Source organism: Telluria sp. ZT3P26 (assembly GCF_059686035.1).
On the sequence record NZ_JCASII010000002.1, the window covers coordinates 442,793 to 460,506 of the forward strand.

At 64.4% G+C, this 17,714-nt stretch carries 14 protein-coding genes; 8 read left to right on the forward strand and 6 right to left on the reverse strand.

All coding sequences use genetic code 11. From position 1 onward, the window contains the following. Positions 1–35 precede the first annotated feature (35 nt). From AC56LN_RS09795 to icmF, 5 genes are all read right to left on the reverse strand, one after another. Positions 36–707 (reverse strand): GNAT family N-acetyltransferase, encoded by a 672-nt coding sequence (locus tag AC56LN_RS09795; RefSeq protein ID WP_499571319.1) that lies wholly within the window; start codon positions 705–707, stop codon positions 36–38. Positions 708–850: 143 nt separating this feature from the next. Continuing rightward, on the reverse strand, positions 851–3,625 hold the full coding sequence (gene prsT / locus AC56LN_RS09800) for an XrtA/PEP-CTERM system TPR-repeat protein PrsT (RefSeq protein ID WP_499571321.1): 2,775 nt from the start codon (positions 3,623–3,625) through the stop codon (positions 851–853). A 190-nt stretch (positions 3,626–3,815) separates the two neighbouring features. Next, positions 3,816–4,136: a hypothetical protein gene (locus AC56LN_RS09805; RefSeq protein WP_499571322.1), complete on the reverse strand. Its 321-nt coding sequence runs from the start codon at positions 4,134–4,136 to the stop codon at positions 3,816–3,818. 51 nt (positions 4,137–4,187) lie between these two features. After that, complete coding sequence (locus tag AC56LN_RS09810; RefSeq protein ID WP_499571324.1) at positions 4,188–5,267, reverse strand: type I restriction endonuclease; 1,080 nt, start codon at positions 5,265–5,267, stop codon at positions 4,188–4,190. 134 nt (positions 5,268–5,401) lie between these two features. Next, positions 5,402–8,701 carry a fused isobutyryl-CoA mutase/GTPase IcmF gene (gene icmF, locus AC56LN_RS09815; protein ID WP_499571325.1) on the reverse strand — a complete coding sequence of 1,100 codons (3,300 nt, stop codon included), beginning with the start codon at positions 8,699–8,701 and terminating at the stop codon, positions 5,402–5,404. 202 nt (positions 8,702–8,903) lie between these two features. On the opposite strand from icmF, the gene AC56LN_RS09820 reads away from it, so the two are divergent. Continuing rightward, positions 8,904–10,121, forward strand: coding sequence for a cyclic di-GMP phosphodiesterase (locus AC56LN_RS09820; RefSeq protein ID WP_499571327.1), 1,218 nt, complete (start codon positions 8,904–8,906; stop codon positions 10,119–10,121). 15 nt (positions 10,122–10,136) lie between these two features. Here the strand turns inward: AC56LN_RS09820 and AC56LN_RS09825 are convergent, their stop codons facing one another. Further along, positions 10,137–11,171 (reverse strand): GGDEF domain-containing protein, encoded by a 1,035-nt coding sequence (locus AC56LN_RS09825; RefSeq protein WP_499571329.1) that lies wholly within the window; start codon positions 11,169–11,171, stop codon positions 10,137–10,139. A gap of 362 nt (positions 11,172–11,533) precedes the next feature. Here AC56LN_RS09825 and AC56LN_RS09830 point away from each other — a divergent pair, with 362 nt between their 5' ends. The 7 genes from AC56LN_RS09830 (at position 11,534) to AC56LN_RS09860 (ending at position 17,701) form a co-directional block, all read left to right on the forward strand. Beyond that, positions 11,534–11,728 (forward strand): Flp family type IVb pilin, encoded by a 195-nt coding sequence (locus AC56LN_RS09830; RefSeq protein WP_499571331.1) that lies wholly within the window; start codon positions 11,534–11,536, stop codon positions 11,726–11,728. A gap of 62 nt (positions 11,729–11,790) precedes the next feature. Continuing rightward, on the forward strand, positions 11,791–12,336 hold the full coding sequence (locus tag AC56LN_RS09835) for an A24 family peptidase (RefSeq protein WP_499571333.1): 546 nt from the start codon (positions 11,791–11,793) through the stop codon (positions 12,334–12,336). A gap of 100 nt (positions 12,337–12,436) precedes the next feature. Further along, a complete protein-coding gene (locus AC56LN_RS09840) occupies positions 12,437–13,801 on the forward strand; it encodes a DUF8689 domain-containing protein (RefSeq protein ID WP_499571335.1) in 1,365 nt (454 codons plus the stop codon). Next, positions 13,798–14,649, forward strand: coding sequence for a Flp pilus assembly protein CpaB (gene cpaB, locus AC56LN_RS09845; protein ID WP_499571337.1), 852 nt, complete (start codon positions 13,798–13,800; stop codon positions 14,647–14,649). Before AC56LN_RS09840 ends, cpaB begins: the two co-directional genes overlap by 4 nt. 20 nt (positions 14,650–14,669) lie before the next feature. After that, positions 14,670–16,208, forward strand: a complete 1,539-nt coding sequence (locus tag AC56LN_RS09850; RefSeq protein WP_499571339.1) for a type II and III secretion system protein family protein — start codon at positions 14,670–14,672, stop codon at positions 16,206–16,208. A gap of 14 nt (positions 16,209–16,222) precedes the next feature. Continuing rightward, entirely contained in the window at positions 16,223–16,495 is a 273-nt protein-coding gene (locus tag AC56LN_RS09855; protein ID WP_499571341.1) for a hypothetical protein, read from the forward strand. Positions 16,496–16,525: 30 nt separating this feature from the next. After that, entirely contained in the window at positions 16,526–17,701 is a 1,176-nt protein-coding gene (locus AC56LN_RS09860) for a CpaE/TadZ family protein (RefSeq protein WP_499571343.1), read from the forward strand. The last annotated feature ends 13 nt before the right edge of the window (positions 17,702–17,714 follow it).

Consider the following 17,714-nt stretch of genomic DNA (forward strand, 5'->3'; position numbering starts at 1 on the left):
AGGAAGTGCAGGGCGCGTACCGGCGATGCGGGTGCTTATGCCGGATGTGACTCATCCATGCGCAGCAGGCGGTTGATGATACCGCGTTCCTCGCGGGGCGAGAAGAAGTACGGGTAAAACGAGCGCTCTTCGGTTTCACCATCGGCGGCAAAGGTACCACCAAAAATGCTGATCTGCTCGGTAACGTATTTGAGGTTCACGCGCAGCAGGTAGGCTGGCGCATCCACGCGTGTGTTGATCTTGAGCTCACCCTCTTTGCGAAAGCCCAGCATCCGCTCGTAGAAGCGGCGGTGGCGCGGGTTGACCTCGATGATGATGTCGGTGCAGCCATGCATGTCGCGGGCGTAGATGACGGCCAGGTGAAACACGTTGGCCAGCGCGGTTTTCGAGCGTACCGACGGGTCGAAGGCAAATTTGGTGAACTCGCACAGGCGCGCGCCGTTGGCGCGGTGGGCATCGAGTTCGGCGCCGAAGACTTCATCGGCCATCAGCCCGACCTCGGAATCGATGCCGATGCTGAGGGTGCCGACCACATCGCCCTTGTCGGTGGCGGTCAGCGTAATGCGGTTGGGATCGTTGCTCGGGTGGTGATCGCCGGAGTAGCCGCGCCAGGCGTACATCCTGTTGATCAGCATGCTGGCCGAGTTTCGACCGTCCGACGTATCGGTAAGCCGGATTCCGTATGAATCGTCGTTCACGATAAACATCCTTATCTGTGTAATGACATCTTATCTCGGCATCAATAAATCGAGCGTTCGATAGGATGAATAAAAATCACCGCCAGGATGCTGCATGCAAAGGTCAATCAGGCCGCCGCAAGCGCAGTGTTCGCTTGCGGCGGCGTGCCACATTACAGCGTCTTGAGCAGCGCGCGTGCCTCATCGGCTTGCGCGAACGGCGTGTTTGCTGCCAGCAGCTTGTCAAGCTCGCGCTTGGCGCCGGCCTTGTCGCCACTCTTGTTCAGCGCCTGTGCCAGGTGATAGCGGATCTCCATGGCATTTGGCGCCTGGGTACTGGCTTTTTGCAGCAGTGGCAGGCCGCGTGCGACATTGCCCTGTTCCACCAGCATCCAGCCCAGCGTGTCCATCACGCCCGGATTGTCGCCGGCGACCTTGAATGCCTGCTCGGCGGTTGCCAGCGCGCGTGGGTCCTTTACCTGCTGGTAAGCCCAGGCCAGGTTGTTCAGCACCAGCGGGTTTTCCGGCGCCGTCTTTTGCACGGCTTCCAGACGCGCGATGGCTGCCTTGTAATCCTTGCCCGCCATATTGATCTCGGAAACCATCAGCGCCATGCGTGCATCGGCCGGGTTCTGGGCCAGCCACTTTTCGCCACGCGCCAGTGCTTCCTTGCTCTTGCCGCCCGCTTGCATTGCCTGGACGACCTTGGCGGTCAGTTCCGACGATGGCGCCAGCGCCAGGGCCTTCTCGTACGCCTGCAGTGCTGGTGCACTCTTTTGCTGGCTCATCAGGATGTCGCCCTCGAGCACGAAGCCCAGCGGCGCTTTCGGCGCGGCCTCTTGCGCCTGGCGCGCCGCGGCCAGTGCATCGTCCGGGCGCTTGGCACGCATTGCTGCGTCCACCTGCATCAGGCGCGCAGGCATGAAGTCAGGCTGCAGATCGACCGCACGCTTGATATGGCCGGCGGCTGCACTGTCGTTCTTGAGCATGCGCTGGACTTCGGCCAGGCGAATCTGCGCCGGCGCCGATTTCGGCAGCACGTTGGCCAGCTTGCTGTAGGTGTCGAGCGCGCCGTTCAGATCCTTGGTGGCGACCTGCGACTGGCCCAGCAGTTCGAGGACGCCGGCATCGGTCGGGTTCGTGGTCTGGAACTTGCGGGCCAGCGCCAGCGCTTTCGGCGCCTGGTCGGTGCGCAGGTAGTGCGCGCCCAGCTTCAGTGCCGGGGCAGTTGCCTGCGGATTGGCGGTGCTGGCTTTCTCGAACCAGGTGGTGGCTTCGGCCGTGTTCTTCTGCAGCAGCGCCAGCTCACCCAATGCCGCCATCGCGTCGGCATTGTTCTTGTCCTTCTCGAGGAAGGCGGTGAAGCGTGCCTTGGCAGCGTCCGGCTTTTTCTCCTGCATGTCCAGGCGCGCGAGGTTGGTCACGGCCGGCAGGAACGTCGGCTGCAGCTGCACGGCTTTTTCAAACGCGGCGCGCGCTGGTGCATTCTTGCCCTGAACCATGTACACGGCGCCCTTGAGCTGCTGCACTTGCGCGCTGTCTGGCTGCTGCTTTTCGAGCGACGCGACGGCGGCCTCAGCCCGGTCATAGCGCTTCATGCCCATTTCGGTCTGCACCAGGGCCATCGTGGCCTGCAGTGACTTCGGATCGAGCGTGGCCGCCATTTCGAGTTCGCTCAGGCCACGGGCCTGGTCGCCCTGCGCCAGGCGCGACAGGCCCAGCGAGGTGCGCACGGCAGCGGCTTGCGGCGCCAGCGTGGCAGCCTGCTGCAGGTAACTGCTGGCCTTGTCGAAGTCACGCACCTGCATGTACGACTCGCCTGCCAGCGCCAGCAGTTGTGCATCCTGCGGGGCGTTCTTCAGGGCCGGTGCCAGCGTCTCGGCCGCATCGGCCGGCTGCGAATTGCGCAGTTGTGCCTGGGCCAGCAGCTTGCGTGCATAGACATTGTTCGGATTACTTTGCAGGTACTTGCGCAGATGCTGTTCGGCTTGCTGGGTGCCGCCCAGGTTCAGCTCGGATGCACCGGCCAGCAGGATGCTCGGCTGGTGATCGGGTGCGACCTTGAGGATCTTGGCCAGCGCGTCTTTCGCCGCCGAGTATTTACCTTGCGAGAACTCGTACAGGCCGCGGGTGTACACCACCAGCAGGCTGCCCGGCGAGTTCTTTTCGGCCGCTTCGACTTCGATCTTGGCCGCGTCAAACTTGCCGCGGGCGATCTCGACATACGCTTTTTCGATATGCGCGCCGCGGTGATCGGGCTTGAGCTTGAGCGCCTGGTCATACGCCGCCAGGGCCTCGTCCGGCTTGTTCATCATGCGCAGCATCGAGCCGCGCATCATGTACGTTTCGGGATTCTTCGGATCCTTGGCCACAGCATCTTCGACATAGCGCGTTGCGGCTTCGCGGTCGCCTTTGGCCGCGGCCATGCGGGCCATGCCCATCAGCGCCTCGCCCGAATTGGCATCGGCCGCCAGTGCGGCCGCGTAGGCCTGCTGCGCTTCATCCGGCTTGCCAGTGCCTAGCAGCGCGTCAGCGCGCAGGCTCAGCAGTGGTGCCGAGCCGGCCGCCGCTTCGGGCGTGATCTCGGTCAGCACTTCCTTGAACTTGCCTTGCTGCGTCATCGCCTGGCCAAGCAGCGGCAGCACGCGCGCTGCCGGGATGCCCAGCGAACGGGCGCGACCGAATTCTTTTTCAGCCGACACGGCGTCGCCGGTCGACAATTGCAGGGTACCCAGCGCCATGCGTGCTTCGCCGTTTTCCGGGCTGTTGGCCACGGCATTCTTCAGCTGGATCAGCGCCGCCTTGATATCGCCTTTTTGCTGATACTCGGTGGCTTCGGCCAGCAGGGTCTCGGTGGACTGGGTGCGGTTGCAACCGGACAGGCCAGCGGCCAGGATGGCGCCAGACAGCAGGGCGGTAAGGGTAAGCTTGGTAGCGTGGCGCGACATGTGGGATTCCTCAGGCAATGGAGTTCGTTGTTTCGCCAGATAGCGAAATTCCTCAACAACAAATAATACCTGAAGGAATAGCGGCGCCAACGTACAAACGGATGCGATTGTTGCAAATTCCAGCCGCCGGTAACAGCAAAAAAGTGAGAGCAATTGTTACAAAGATGGCAGGTCGCCGGCGCAGCGCAGTTCAGCCCGGATCAGTGCCTGGATCCTTGCGCAGACGTTGCAGCAAGGCATCGACATGCTCGCCTACCGGCAAGCCATGCCGCCGCAGTAACTGCACGTGCAGCACGAGGTTTTCCAGCACCAGCTTGGCCGAGACGGCAAGCAGTGTCATCAGGCGATCTTCCTGGCTGAAGTTCTCCATCGCCGCCGCCATCTCGCACAGGTGACTGGCGACGAGGTCGCGCAGTTCGTCTTCGGGGAAGGGGAGGTCGGCGAAGTCGATCGGGTCTTCCTGTTCGACTTCGCGCATCAGGGCGGCCAGTTGTGCGGGGCGGATCGGCATGCAGAACTCCCTATGCGGAGATATTGGTCGCCATGATAGACTTGTCGCCGATTACTCCTCGGCCGGCAGATGCATCGTCACAGTAGCGCGCAGGCGATCCGCAAACTTATACAGATCATCGATAACATCGAGCGAGAAGCGTTCCTCGGCTTTATCCTGATCAAAAATGCCTACAGCAAGCTTCTGGGCATTGTTAAAGCGCAGGCGACAGACAGGCTTGCGGTTATTATCATCCAGTAAAATAGCGCAGTAGCTCAGATTATCACGCATGACGATGCGGCGTGGACTGACGACGTCGCGCAGGATCGAGCGAACAATATGCAGGCCCTCGATCTCTTCCGGGCTAGTGTCAACTTCCGGCTCATTTACTGCCAGTGGAATAATTGGCGCGGTATTCTCGGCTACGAGAGGCGACTCGGCAGCCATGGCACCTTTCAACCGTACGTTGATTCTTTCACTCAATAATTGCTCGAATGCGCGCTTTGTAATTTGCGTGAACTGATCCTTGAGCGTTGGCGTAAAACGCCTTCCAGCGAGAAGGTCTACTGATAGCAGACGGACGAATTCATCGGGCGGGTTGATGACCCATTCGTTCAAGCGTTCCTGGATTGCACGCGTGTATTTCAGATCGCTGGCAGTGTTGAGAATGGTGTCGACGTCAAAGCTTGCCTTCGCGAACTTCTTGAGCTCTTCGACATCGCGTTCTTTGAAGTCGAGGATATCGAACTCGAAGAACGGCGTGTTATCCATCTTGTTAGGCTGCTCAAGGTCCGTAAAGAACCTGTATTTCAAGCCATTCGTTAACACCCCGAATCTGGATGCCGTGACGTGAAAATAGCGGAATAGCTGGCCAGCGTGGTTGATATGGAGATCGCCACCGGATTTCTTGCATTCGAACAGCATGATCGGTTTGCCATCGCGAAGAATCGCATAATCGACCTTTTCTCCTTTCTTGGTTCCAATGTCTGCAATCAATTCCGGCGTTACTTCGGTGGGGTCAAATACGTTGTAGCCCAGAATTTGAATGAATGGCATGACCATAGCATTCTTGGTGGCTTCTTCAGTCTGTATGAGATCTTTGGTGGTACGAATTCGCGAAGCAAGTGCATTGAGCTGGTCGATCAGGTCCACAGGAGTACTCCTTCAATCTGGGGCTAACAATTAATGCAGCAATGAATGAAAACTGAAAATTCCATATTGCACATTTTTCTAAAATGTATCAACCTTTGATTGAAGGATATTTTTGGTCGAGATAATCCCAGCCTCTACATATTGCGCCGGTACTGCCCACCCACTTCGAACAGCGCCGTCGTGATCTGCCCCAGCGAGCACACGCGCACGGCGTCCATCAGGTGCGTAAACACGTTCTGGTTGTCGATGGCGGCCTGGCGCAGCGCGGCCAGCGCGGCCGGCGCAGCATCGGCGTGGCGCGTGTGGAAGGCCTCCAGGCGCTGCAGCTGCGACTGCTTTTCGTCGTCGGTCGAGCGGGCCAGTTCGATGGTCGCGGGCGCGCCCGAGCCTTTCGGGTTGCGGAAGGTATTGACGCCGATGATCGGCAGCGTGCCGTCGTGCTTCTGGTGCTCGTACAGCATCGACTCTTCCTGGATCTTGCCGCGCTGGTAGCCGGTTTCCATCGCGCCCAGCACACCGCCGCGTTCGGCAATGCGCTCGAATTCCTGCAGCACCTGCTCTTCGACCAGGTCGGTCAGTTCGTCCATGATGAACGCGCCCTGGTTCGGGTTCTCGTTCTTGGCCAGGCCCCACTCGCGGTTGATGATCAGCTGGATGGCCAGCGCACGGCGTACCGATTCGTCGGTCGGCGTGGTGATCGCTTCGTCGTAGGCATTGGTGTGCAGCGAGTTGCAGTTGTCGTAGATCGCGATCAGCGCCTGCAGCGTGGTGCGGATGTCGTTGAAGTCGATCTCTTGCGCGTGCAGCGAACGGCCCGACGTCTGGATGTGGTACTTGAGCTTTTGCGAGCGGTCGTTGGCGCCGTAGCGCTCGCGCATGGCCACGGCCCACAGGCGGCGTGCGACGCGTCCGAGCACCGTGTATTCCGGGTCCATGCCGTTCGAAAAGAAGAACGACAGGTTGGGCGCGAAGTCGTCGATGTGCATGCCGCGCGCCAGGTAGGCTTCGACGAACGTGAAGCCGTTCGACAGCGTGAACGCCAGTTGCGAGATCGGATTGGCGCCTGCTTCGGCGATGTGATAACCGGAGATCGACACCGAGTAGAAATTGCGCACGCCGTGGCGCACGAAGTATTCCTGGATGTCGCCCATGACCTTCAGCGAAAACTCGGTCGAGAAGATGCAGGTGTTCTGGCCCTGGTCTTCCTTCAGGATGTCGGCCTGCACCGTGCCGCGCACGCTGGTGAGGACCCAGGCGCGGATTTTTTCGCGTTCGTCCGGCGTGGGCTGGCGGCCGTTGTCGTGTGCGAACTTGTCGATCTGCTGGTCGATCGCCGTATTCATGAACATCGCCAGGATGGTCGGCGCGGGGCCGTTGATCGTCATCGATACCGACGTCGACGGGCTGCACAGGTCGAAGCCGTCGTACAGCACCTTCATGTCGTCCAGCGTGGCGATCGACACGCCCGAGTTGCCCACTTTGCCGTAGATATCGGGCCGCAGCGCCGGATCGGCGCCGTACAGCGTGACCGAATCGAACGCGGTCGACAGGCGCTTGGCGTCCATCCCGGTCGAGACGAGCTTGAAGCGTTTGTTGGTGCGGAAGGCGTCGCCTTCGCCGGCGAACATGCGGGTCGGGTCTTCGCCTTCGCGCTTGAACGGGAACACGCCGGCCGTGTAGGGGAACGCGCCCGGCACATTCTCGAGCATCAAAAAGCGCAGGATTTCGCCGTGGTCTTCAAAGCGCGGCAGCGCGACCTTGCGGATCGGGTTGCCCGACAGGGTTTTGGTCACGAGGCGTGTGCGGATTTCCTTGTCGCGCACGTGCGTGACGTAATCGTCACCTGCGTACGCGGCCTGCAGCGCGGGCCAGGCCGCGACGAGGTTCTTCGCTTCGCCATCCATCGCGTTGTCGCGTTCGGCCATCAGGCCGTTGAGCGCGTCAGCCGTGGCAGCGCCCTGGCCGGCGGCCAGCAGCATGCGCTTGGATTCGCCCAGTTGCTGGCGCTCGCGCGCGAGCTTGACCTGGCGCGCCACGTGGCGGTGATAGCCGCGCACGGTGTCGGCGATTTCAGCCAGGTAGCGGCTGCGTGCCGGTGGCACGATCACGTTCTTGCCGCTTGAGTAGCGCAGCGCCGGCGCGGGCAGGCTGCCTGCATCGATCGGCAGGCCGAGCGCCGCCAGCCTTGGCAGCAGGCCGTGGTACAGCGCCGTCACGCCATCGTCGTTGAAGCGCGAGGCCTGGGTGCCGAACACCGGCATCTGGTCCGGGCTCTGGCTCCACAGTTCGCGGTTGCGCTGGTACTGCTTGGCCACGTCGCGCAGCGCGTCGAGCGCGCCCTTGCGGTCGAACTTGTTGATGGCGATGAAGTCGGCGAAATCGAGCATGTCGATTTTTTCGAGCTGCGAGGCGGCGCCGAATTCCGGCGTCATCACGTACATCGACGTGTCGACGTGCGGCACGATGGCGGCGTCGCCCTGGCCGATGCCGGACGTCTCGACGATCACGAGGTCGAACCCGGTCACCTTGCAGGCGGCGATCACGTCGGGCAGCGCCTGCGAGATTTCCGAACCGGCGTCACGCGTGGCCAGCGAGCGCATGAACACGCGCGTCTGCCCGTTCCACGGACTGATCGCGTTCATGCGGATGCGGTCGCCCAGCAGCGCGCCGCCGGACTTGCGGCGTGACGGGTCGATCGAGATCACGGCGATGTTCAGGTGGTCGCCCTGGTCGAGGCGGATGCGGCGGATCAGTTCATCGGTCAGCGACGACTTGCCGGCGCCGCCGGTGCCGGTGATGCCCAGCGTCGGCACGCGCAGCGTTGCGGCGTGTTCGAGGATCTGTGCGCGCAGCGTGGCGTCGACCTTGTCGTTTTCCAGGGCCGTGATCAGCTGCGCCAGCGGGCGGTGGCGCGCGGCCAGCTCGCCCTGCTGCAGCGCTGCCAGCGTGGTGGGGGCATACGGCGAGAGGTCGACGTCGCAGGCTTGCAGCATCGCGTGGATCATGCCCACCAGGCCCATGCGCTGGCCGTCTTCCGGGCTGAAGATGCGGGTGACGCCGTACGCGTGCAGTTCGTCGATCTCGTGCGCAACGATCACGCCGCCGCCGCCGCCGAACACCTTGATGTGCGCGCCGCCGCGCTCGCGCAGCAGGTCGATCATGTACTTGAAATACTCGACGTGGCCACCCTGGTAGCTCGAGATGGCGATGCCCTGCGCGTCCTCGGCCAGTGCCGCCGTGACGACATCGTCGACCGAGCGGTTGTGGCCAAGGTGGATCACCTCGGCCCCGTTCGATTGCAGGATGCGGCGCATGATGTTGATCGAGGCGTCGTGGCCATCGAACAGCGAAGCGGCGGTGACGAAGCGCACCTTGTTGGCCAGTTGCAGGTTGGCGGGGGCAGCCAGTGTGGCGGCAGCGGTCGTATCGTTCATGGTTGCAGTCCTTGAAGGCGTGAGGACGAGGGGTGCTGGTACGGTATCTGACGTTAACGTTAACGTCAAGCGCAAGACGCCGTGTCCCGCTGTGTGTCCCGTGCCTACAAAGCAACAATAGGTGATTAAAAGAAATCTCTTGGTTATACTGCTGGCATAACGGCGCGCAGCGCCGGCATCTTGTAATCGAAAGAGGCAGCAGATGTTGAAAAAAGTCGATGCTTCACAACTCCGGGTCGGCATGTTCATCCACGATCTCGATTGTGGCTGGATGGAACACCCGTTCGTGCGCAGTCAGTTCCTGCTGTCTTGCGAGAGTGAAATCCAGAAAATCCGTGATGCGCGCATCCATGGCGTCGTGATCGACTGCAGCCGCGGCATGGACGTGGATGCGCCGACCCTGGCCCAGGCGCAGGCGGCCACCGAAGCCGAAGTGACGGCGCTGGCCACCACGGCGACCAGCCGGGTGCGGGTCTCGGTGGGAGAAGAACTGCAGCGCGCCGCCACGGTGCGGCGCGAGGCGGTGGGCCTGGTGCGCACGGTGATGCAGGACGCGCGCCTGGGCAAGGCCGTCGAACTCGACGCGGTTGGCGCGGTCGTGCAGAACATCACCGAATCGATCCTGCGCAACGCGGGCGCCTTGCTCGGCCTGCTGCAGATCAAGAACAAGGACGATTACACGTTCCTGCATTCGGTGAGCGTGTGCACGCTGCTGGTGGCGTTCTGCCGCTCGCGCAACCTGGACGATGAGCACATCTACCAGGCCGGCATCGGCGGCCTGCTGCACGACACCGGCAAGGCGCTGGTACCGGATGCAATCCTGAACAAAGTGGGGCGCCTGACCGACGACGAATTTGCCATCATCAAGCGCCATCCGCGCGATGGCCACGACATCCTGCTGCGCACGCCTGGCATCGGCGCCATCCCGCTGGACATCACGCTGCACCATCATGAGCGGCGCGACGGCAGCGGCTATCCGGACGCCCAGGCCGGCGGCGCGATCAGCGAACTGGCGCAGATGGCGGCAATCGTCGACGTGTACGACGCGATCACGTCCGAGCGTTGCTATCACAAGGGCATGCCGGCGGCCGAAGCGCTGCGCAAGCTGTACGAGTGGAGCAAGTTCCACTTCGATCCGGCCCTGGTCCAGGAATTCATGCGCTGCGTCGGCATCTACCCGGTCGGCACGCTGGTGCTGCTCGAATCAGGCCGGCTGGGCGTGGTGGTCGAGCCGCACGAAACGAGCCTGCTGACGCCAAAGGTCAACGTGTTCTTCCACACCAGGCAGCAGCGTTACATCAAGCCCGAGACCGTCGATCTGTCACGGCCGGTGGGCTTTGGTGGCGGCGACCGCATCGTGCGTCACGAGTCGGCCGAGAAGTGGCAGGTCGAACCGCTGCGGTTCATGCAGGTGGCCTGAACGCGCACGCCGCGCTCAGAAGAACTCGGCGGTGTCGTTGGTCGTGACGGTCTGCAGCAGGCCGCCCTCGACCAGCGCTTCGTAGTGGCAGACGCGGTTGCGGCCGTGGGCCTTGGCGAAATACAGCGCCTGGTCGGCGTGGCCCAGCGTGACCACCGGCGAATCGGCCGCGCTGACGCTGGTAAAGCCGACGCTGACAGTGACTTGCCCCACTTGCGGGAAGTGGTGGCTTTCGACATCGAGACGAAAGCGCTCGATGATGCGGCGCGCGTTGTCGAGCGTGGTGGAACGCAGCAGCACCACGAACTCTTCGCCGCCAAAGCGGAACACCCGGTCCTGCGTTCGGAATGACGACTGCAGCAGGTTGGCGATCAGGATCAGGACCTCGTCGCCGTACAGGTGGCCAAAGCGATCATTGACGGTCTTGAAGTGGTCGACGTCGACCACGGCCAGCCACTGCTGTTCCGCCCCGTGGTGCGCGCGCCGCTCGGCCAGGCCCGGCACGGCCGGTTCGACGTCCGTGGCATGCAGCATGCGCGCCAGCTGGTCGTCGAAGGTCTTGCGGTTGAGCAGGCCGGTGAGCGAATCGCGTTCGCTGTAGTCAAGCAGATTCTGGAAATTGCGGTACACGCTGACGATGCCGCTGACCATGTACAGCGCTTCCGGCGTGAACGGATTGTCGTGAGCGATCTCGAGGCAGGTATCGGCACGATCGCCGAACCAGATCGGCAGCCACAGGCGGCGCAAGCCGTCGGCGCCGATGCCCTCGGCGCGCGTGGCATGCTGGCGCAGGCAGGCGTCGAGTTCGGGATAGGTGGCAATCGGCTCGCCCGGGCCGCTGTCTTGTGGCTCTTCCGGACAGGCGACGCCGCCGGCCTGGATGCAGGCGCGCGAGCGCACGAACTGCTGGCCGCCGACGCTGGCAATACCCAGCACGCGGGTCTGGCTCGCGCCCGACAATTCCTGGACCGCCGACACCACGGAGATGTCCAGCATGGTGTGATCGCGGTGGCCAGTCATGTCCACCATGTGTCGCAGCAGGGAATCCATGTCGTCGTTATCAGGCCAGGCAAGCGCGAAAAAAGAAGACCCTGCATGTGGCGTGGCATGACGCGCAACCGGGCCGGAGATGCCGCTTTTTCCAGCGGCCAAGCAAAGCAGCATAATGCTTTTTTGTACTAGCGGCAACTATTCTCGGTGATTTTTACCCTGCTTTATCGGGTCATCGCGCACTGGCAGATCGACCTTACGTTTCCTCAAGCAAAAACATTTCCACACGGAAAACTGTGCGCCGTCAAATTGCCGCATGGCACTAATACTTATAGTCAATTCACTGGCACAAAGTTCGACAGCAGCGGCGACCGGGCCCGGTCGCAGCCAGTACTTTATCAACCACTACAAGGAGTTTTGTCATGAGCACGATTACCTCCGCCATCAAAGCCTTCATCGCAGATGAAAACGGTGTGACTGCCATCGAGTATGGCCTGATCGCTGCACTCATCGGCGTCGCAATGGCCACCGTGGCTGGCGAGGTCGGCACTGGTATCAAGGAAACGTTCGAGTACATCCGGGACAAGCTGCAGGACGCTGCCCCGACTGCGCCGTAATCCCCGTGCCCCCCCGGTGTGCAGTCTGCCCCTGGGGGGCATTTTTTTTTCCGGAGCCCGTCATGGATATCACACCCTACCTCGACACGCTGCTGCTGCTGCTCGTTACGGCAGCCGCGATCAAGGACCTGGAAAGTCGGCGCATTCCCAATTTACTGTTGCTCGCTGGTGTGCTGGGCGGGCTGTTGCTGCATCTGCTGTCGCCCCGGCCGGTGACGGCGCTGCTGGGTGCACTGGGTGGCTGCGCGACCGGGCTGGCCGTGCTGCTCCCGTTCTATCTTCTGCGCGGCATGGCCGCCGGCGACGTCAAGATGATGGCCGCCGTCGGCGTCTTCACCGGCGCTGGTGACGCGTTGCGCATCGCGGTCCTGGCCTGGTGCGCAGGCGGCGTGATGGTGCTTGTGTTTCTGATCGTCAAAGGGCGCCTGCGCCTGGCCCTGGCCAATCTGTGGGGCATGTTGCTGCCCATCCTGCTGCGCCTGCAGTGTTTGCCATCTGCGGACCAGGGTGGCCGGCCCAGCGCCGGATCGATTCCGTATGGCCTGGCCATCGCAGCCGGGACGATCGTGCATCTGGTCGGCCGTTACGGTTCGCCGCACCTGGCGTGAGCGCCGGGTGCGCTCTTGTCAGGCATCAAGTGCCGTAAATAGATGCTCGTTAGAATCAATTGAGGTTTTCCTAGAACCAACATCAGCAGCAGGAGGCGTCATGATCGGAGTGTTATCGGCCGCCGGACAGGCAGGAACGGATGCGTCGCTGTCCCTGTCTGCGCCAGTGCTGGACGCGGATGGCAATCCGGCCGCGGTGCTGCCGCGCCAGCCGCGCACGGTGCGCGATACGGGACTCGACGCGCGCCTGGTGACGGCGCTCGTGATCAAGACCCTGCATGCCGACGGCAAGACGCCCTTGTCCAGGCTGACCGGGCGCTTGCGCCTGTCGGTCAGCGTGCTGCGCGAGGTGCTGCAGGCCCTGGTGGGCGCGCAGCAGGCCGAGGTGGCGTATTCGGGCGACAGCGACCTTGATGTGCATTATCAGCTGACGGCTCCGGGCCAGCGCGCGGCGGCCGAACACCTGGCCGAATCGCGCTATGTCGGCCCCGCGCCGGTGACGCTGGCAGCATGGCGCGCCGTGGTCACGCGCCAGTCGCAGCGCCAGCCGGATGCAGCGCGCGTCACGCGCACCGAGCTCGACGCCGTGCTCGACGGTGATCCCCTGGCGCCGGCCATTCGCGAGCAGATCGGCGCAGCCCTGTACTCGGGCCGCCCGCTGCTGCTGTACGGTCCGTCCGGCAGCGGCAAGACGACGCTGGCGCGCAAGCTGGCACGCCTGCGCCAGGACCCGATCGCGGTGCCGTATGCGGTGCTGGTGAACCACGAAATCATCGGGCTGCACGACCCGGCGCTGCATCCCGTTCCGCTGCACGCGCGCGCGCTGGAAGAGCGCCGCAGCGGCGACGCACGCTGGGCGCTGAGCCAGCGTCCGCTGGTGCATGTGGGCCCCGAGCTGGCGCGCGACATGCTCGAGCTGCGCAGCGACCTGGGGAGCGGCGTGCTGCGCGCGCCGCCCCACATCCTGGCCAACAACGGCTTGCTGGTGGTGGACGATCTGGGGTGCCAGCGCGTACCGCCGGGCGAACTGCTGCACCGCTGGCTCGGCGCACTGGAAGCGGGTCAGGACCACGTCACGGTACCGGGCGGCGCCACGCATGCCTTGCCGTTCGATGTCAGCCTGGTGCTGGCCACCAGCCTGGCGCCCGAGTCGGTGCTCGACGACGCCTGCCTGCGCCGCATCGGCTACCGGATCCCGGTCGGCCCGCTGTCGGAGCACAGCTATCGTGCACTGCTGCGGCGCCAGGCGCGGCTGCGCCGGATCGATCTCGACGACAGCGCGATCACCTTCCTGATCGAGCACCTGCACCGCCGCACCGGGCGCCCGCTGCTGGTCGCCTGTCCGCACGAGCTGCTGGGCCGGATCGCCGACTTCGCCGGCTATACCGGTCAGGCGCCGCGCTGCGACATCGACGGCCTGACCCGCGCCTGGTGCAGCCTGTTCGGCGAAGGGGACGCAGCATGAAAAATCAACGAGCGATGATCATGATGGCGCTGGCCGTGCTGCTTGGCCTGCTGGCCGTGGCGCTGGCCGCGCGCTGGCTGCTCAATGCGCCGGTCACCACGGCCGGCAGGATCGTCGTCGCGAGCAGCGACATCGACATCGGCCAGCGTCTCAATCCGGTGCTGTTTGCCGTGGTGGACTGGCCCACCGCCAGCGTGCCCAAGGGGGCGTTCACCGATCCCAAAGCGCTGAACGGGCGGGTGTTGCGCAGCAGCCTGCTCGCCGGCGAGCCGGTGAGCGAAGCCAAGCTGGCACCGGCCGGCACGCTCGGTGGCCTGTCGGCCCTGATCGCCGAAGGCAAGCGCGCGATCACGGTGCGCGTCAATGACGTGATCGGCGTGGCCGGCTTCGCCCTGCCAGGCAACTATGTCGACATCATCGTCAGTACCGAGACGGTGCCCGATCCGAACGCCCCGCAGGCCCGTGCACACAGCATCTCGAAGATTGTCCTCGAGCGCATCCTGGTGCTGGCGGTGGCCCAGGAAGTGGGGCGCGACGAGACCAAGCCCAAGGTCGTCAATGCCGTCACGCTCGAAGTGACACCCGAACAGGCCGAAAAGCTCGATCTGGCGCGCAGCGTCGGTGCGCTGTCGCTGGCGCTGCGCAACCAGATCGATCCGGCCGCCACTGCCACCACCGGCGCCACCAAAGAGAACCTGCTGCCGGCGCCGCCCGCAGCACCGGTCGTGCTGCGCGCAGCGCTGCCACCACGGCCACGCTTGCAGCAGGTGCGGGCACCGCTGCCGGCACCGCGCCGGGACTGCATCAGCGTCATCAACGGCCTGCACGCATCGCAGGAGTGCTTCTGATGTCTTCGATTGGACCGATCATGCAACGACATCCCCCGATCGCACTGCGCGCCTGCCTCGCGGCCATGCTGACAGGTGTGAGCGCGCTGGCGCTGGCGGCCCCAGACCCGGCCGTCCGGAAAACCGCAGTGCCCGGCACGGCAGTGCGGCCAGAGCTGCGCCTGGACGCCGGTTGCCAGGGCGAGGCGGCGCGGCCCGCCGTCATGGCGCTCCAGATGGGCAAGTCGACCATGCTGCGCCTGCCCGAAGCGGTGCGCCGGCGCAGCGTCGGCAACCCGGCCGTGGTGCAGGCGATGCTGGTCGCGCCGGACACGCTGTATATCGCCGGCGTCGATGTCGGCACCACCAACATGATCGTGCAGGGCCGCAGCGGCTTGTGCAGCGTGATCGACATCACGGTCGCGATGGACCCGGGCGGCCTGCAAGCGATGCTGGGCGCGGCCATGCCGGACGAAAAGCAGATCCGGGTGCTGGCCGCCAATGACACGCTGGTGCTGACCGGCACCGTCAGCGACGCCAGCGCGGTCAACCGCGCCGTGGAACTGGCGGGCGCCTATGTGCGCCGCCCGCTGCGCCCATTGCCGGCGCCCGACAAGGACAATGCGACTGACGGCGTGATCCTGGTCGACAAGGGCACCGGCGGCGGTGCGGCGGCCGGCGCCGGTGGCCCCAGCGCCCGCGTGGTCAACCTGTTGGTGGTCAGCGCGCCCCAGCAGGTGCAGCTCGAGGTCAAGGTGGCCGAAGTCGCGCGCACGCTGCTCGAACGGCTCGAGACCGGGATCCGCTTCAGTTTTGGATCCGGCAGCTGGACCACCACGCTGGCCAGCGATTTTCTCAGCGGCCTGGCGCGCGGTGGCCTGGCCGGCCTGAAAACCAATGGCAACCGCTTCGGCATCGATGCCGACAAGCTCGATGGCCTGGTGCGCATCCTGGCCGAGCCGAACCTGCTGGCCCTCAGCGGCCAGGAAGGCGCGTTCCTCGCCGGCGGCAAATTCTTCATCCCGGTGGCGCAGGACAACAACAAGGTGACGCTGGAAGAACGGGAATTCGGGGTCGGCCTGCGATTTACGCCGACCGTGCTGGGCGGGGGACTCATCAACCTGAAGGTCGCGCCCGAAGTCTCGGAGCTGTCGCGCGAAGGGATCGGCATCAGCGCCGCCGGTGTTGCCGGCACCGCGATCATGCCGCTCTTGACGACGCGCCGCGCCAGCACCACGGTGCAGCTGCACGACGGCCAGAGCTTCGCCATCGGTGGCCTGGTACGCAACAACCTGGTCGCCAACATGAAAGGCTTGCCGGGACTGGGCGACGTGCCGGTGCTGGGCGCGCTGTTTCGCAGCACGGACTTCCAGCAGGAGCGCACCGAACTCGTGTTCGTGATCACGGCGCGCCTGGTCAGGCCGCTGCCGGCCGGCAGCCTGAGCCTGCCGACCGACCGCTTCGACGTGCCGTCGCGCGCCGGTGTGCTGCTCGGCGGGCGGCTGGAAGGCGCGCCTGCCGTTGGCACTACACCCATTGCATCCGCACCGGCGCCGGGCGCCGGCGGCCCCGAGAACTGAACCAGGAGAGCAGCATGGCATCCATCTTCACACGCTGCGTGGCGCTGACGCTCTTTGCCTGCGGCGCGCAAGGCTGCGTCTCGGGCACGCCGCACTGGGACAGCCAGTTCGGTACGGCCACCCGCGCCAACCTGGCCGCGCAGACGATCGACCCGGCGGCAGGCAGCATCCGCCACCCCGCGGCAGGGCTCAGCGGACCGGCAGCGCGCGCCGCCATCGACAACTACGAGCGCTCGTTCGCACAACCGGACACCGGCCAGCCGGTGCCGATGATTCGTTCGCACTGAGCGCGCGGCTACACCCTTATCGAGGATTTCATGAGAGCGCTCCTGATCAGCTGCGACAGCCACCTGTATGCGGAACTGGCTTCCCAGGGCGCCGCGCGCGTGCCGCCCATGCAGGTGGCCGCAACCCGCGCCGGCCTGCGCGAAGCGCTCGACCGGCCCGACCCGGATGCGCCGCAACTCGTGATCGTCGATGCCAGCAACCTCGAGCCATCCGAAGCCAACCTGCTCGAACGCCTGGGCCGCCAGTATCCGACGGCGCAACTGATGCTGCTGACCACCCAGCACCAGCCCGACCTGTTGATCACCGCGATGCGCGCCGGCGTGCGCGAGCTGCTGCAACTGCCGCTGGTGCACCGCGCCTTCCATGAGGCGATGGACCGGATCGCGAGCGCCGCCGGCATGTCGACCATGTGCGACGGGAAGGTGCTGGCCTTCATCGCCTGCAAGGGCGGCAGCGGGGCTACCTTCATCTCGACCAATTTCGGCTACGCGCTGGCCACGCTGGCGGGCAAGAAGGTCTTGCTGATCGACCTGCACGGCCAGTTTGGCGACGCCGCGCTGTATGTGTCGGACCAGAAGCCGGCCATGACGATGTCGGACGTGTGCGCCCAGATCACGCGTATCGACGGGCCGTTTCTCGAATCGTGCCTGGTGCACGTCACGCCCGGCTTCGGCGTGCTGGCGGCGGCCGACGATCCGGTCCACGAGCGGCAGGCCAAGCCCGAACACATCGACACCATCCTGCGCGTGGCGCGCCAGCACTACGATTACGTGCTGCTCGACGTCGGGCGCCAGATCGATGCGGTGTCGCTGCGCGCGCTGGACGTGACCGACACCATCTATCCCTTGCTGCAACTGGCGCTGCCCGACATCCGCGATGCGCGCCGCCTGCTCGACATCTTCCGCTCGCTCGGCTATGTGCTGGACAACATCCGCCTGATCGTCAACCGCTACGAAAAGGGCGGCAAGCTGCGCCTGCAGGACCTGCATGCGGCGCTGGGCTGCGAAGTGGTCCACACCTTCCCCAACGACTACATCGCGGTCACCGATTCGGTGAACCAGGGCGTGCCGGTGCTGCAGCTGTCGCGCTCGAGCGCTGCCGCGCGCAGCCTGGCCGACCTGGTCGAACTGGTGACCGCGCAGCGGGTCCACGAAAGCCGCGGCCTGCTGGGGCGCCTGTTCGGGCGCCAGGACCACGACGACTGACCCGTTCCTCACG

Excerpts from the sequence above, each read along its gene's own strand:
- AC56LN_RS09795 (WP_499571319.1), bottom strand. The coding sequence starts at position 707 with ATGTTTATCGTGAACGACGATTCATACGGAATCCGGCTTACCGATACG.
- prsT (WP_499571321.1), bottom strand. The coding sequence starts at position 3,625 with ATGTCGCGCCACGCTACCAAGCTTACCCTTACCGCCCTGCTGTCTGGC.
- AC56LN_RS09805 (WP_499571322.1), bottom strand. The coding sequence starts at position 4,136 with ATGCCGATCCGCCCCGCACAACTGGCCGCCCTGATGCGCGAAGTCGAA.
- icmF (WP_499571325.1), bottom strand. The coding sequence starts at position 8,701 with ATGAACGATACGACCGCTGCCGCCACACTGGCTGCCCCCGCCAACCTG.
- AC56LN_RS09820 (WP_499571327.1), top strand. The coding sequence starts at position 8,904 with ATGTTGAAAAAAGTCGATGCTTCACAACTCCGGGTCGGCATGTTCATC.
- AC56LN_RS09825 (WP_499571329.1), bottom strand. The coding sequence starts at position 11,171 with ATGGATTCCCTGCTGCGACACATGGTGGACATGACTGGCCACCGCGAT.
- AC56LN_RS09830 (WP_499571331.1), top strand. The coding sequence starts at position 11,534 with ATGAGCACGATTACCTCCGCCATCAAAGCCTTCATCGCAGATGAAAAC.
- AC56LN_RS09835 (WP_499571333.1), top strand. The coding sequence starts at position 11,791 with ATGGATATCACACCCTACCTCGACACGCTGCTGCTGCTGCTCGTTACG.
- AC56LN_RS09840 (WP_499571335.1), top strand. The coding sequence starts at position 12,437 with ATGATCGGAGTGTTATCGGCCGCCGGACAGGCAGGAACGGATGCGTCG.
- cpaB (WP_499571337.1), top strand. The coding sequence starts at position 13,798 with ATGAAAAATCAACGAGCGATGATCATGATGGCGCTGGCCGTGCTGCTT.
- AC56LN_RS09850 (WP_499571339.1), top strand. The coding sequence starts at position 14,670 with ATGCAACGACATCCCCCGATCGCACTGCGCGCCTGCCTCGCGGCCATG.
- AC56LN_RS09855 (WP_499571341.1), top strand. The coding sequence starts at position 16,223 with ATGGCATCCATCTTCACACGCTGCGTGGCGCTGACGCTCTTTGCCTGC.
- AC56LN_RS09860 (WP_499571343.1), top strand. The coding sequence starts at position 16,526 with ATGAGAGCGCTCCTGATCAGCTGCGACAGCCACCTGTATGCGGAACTG.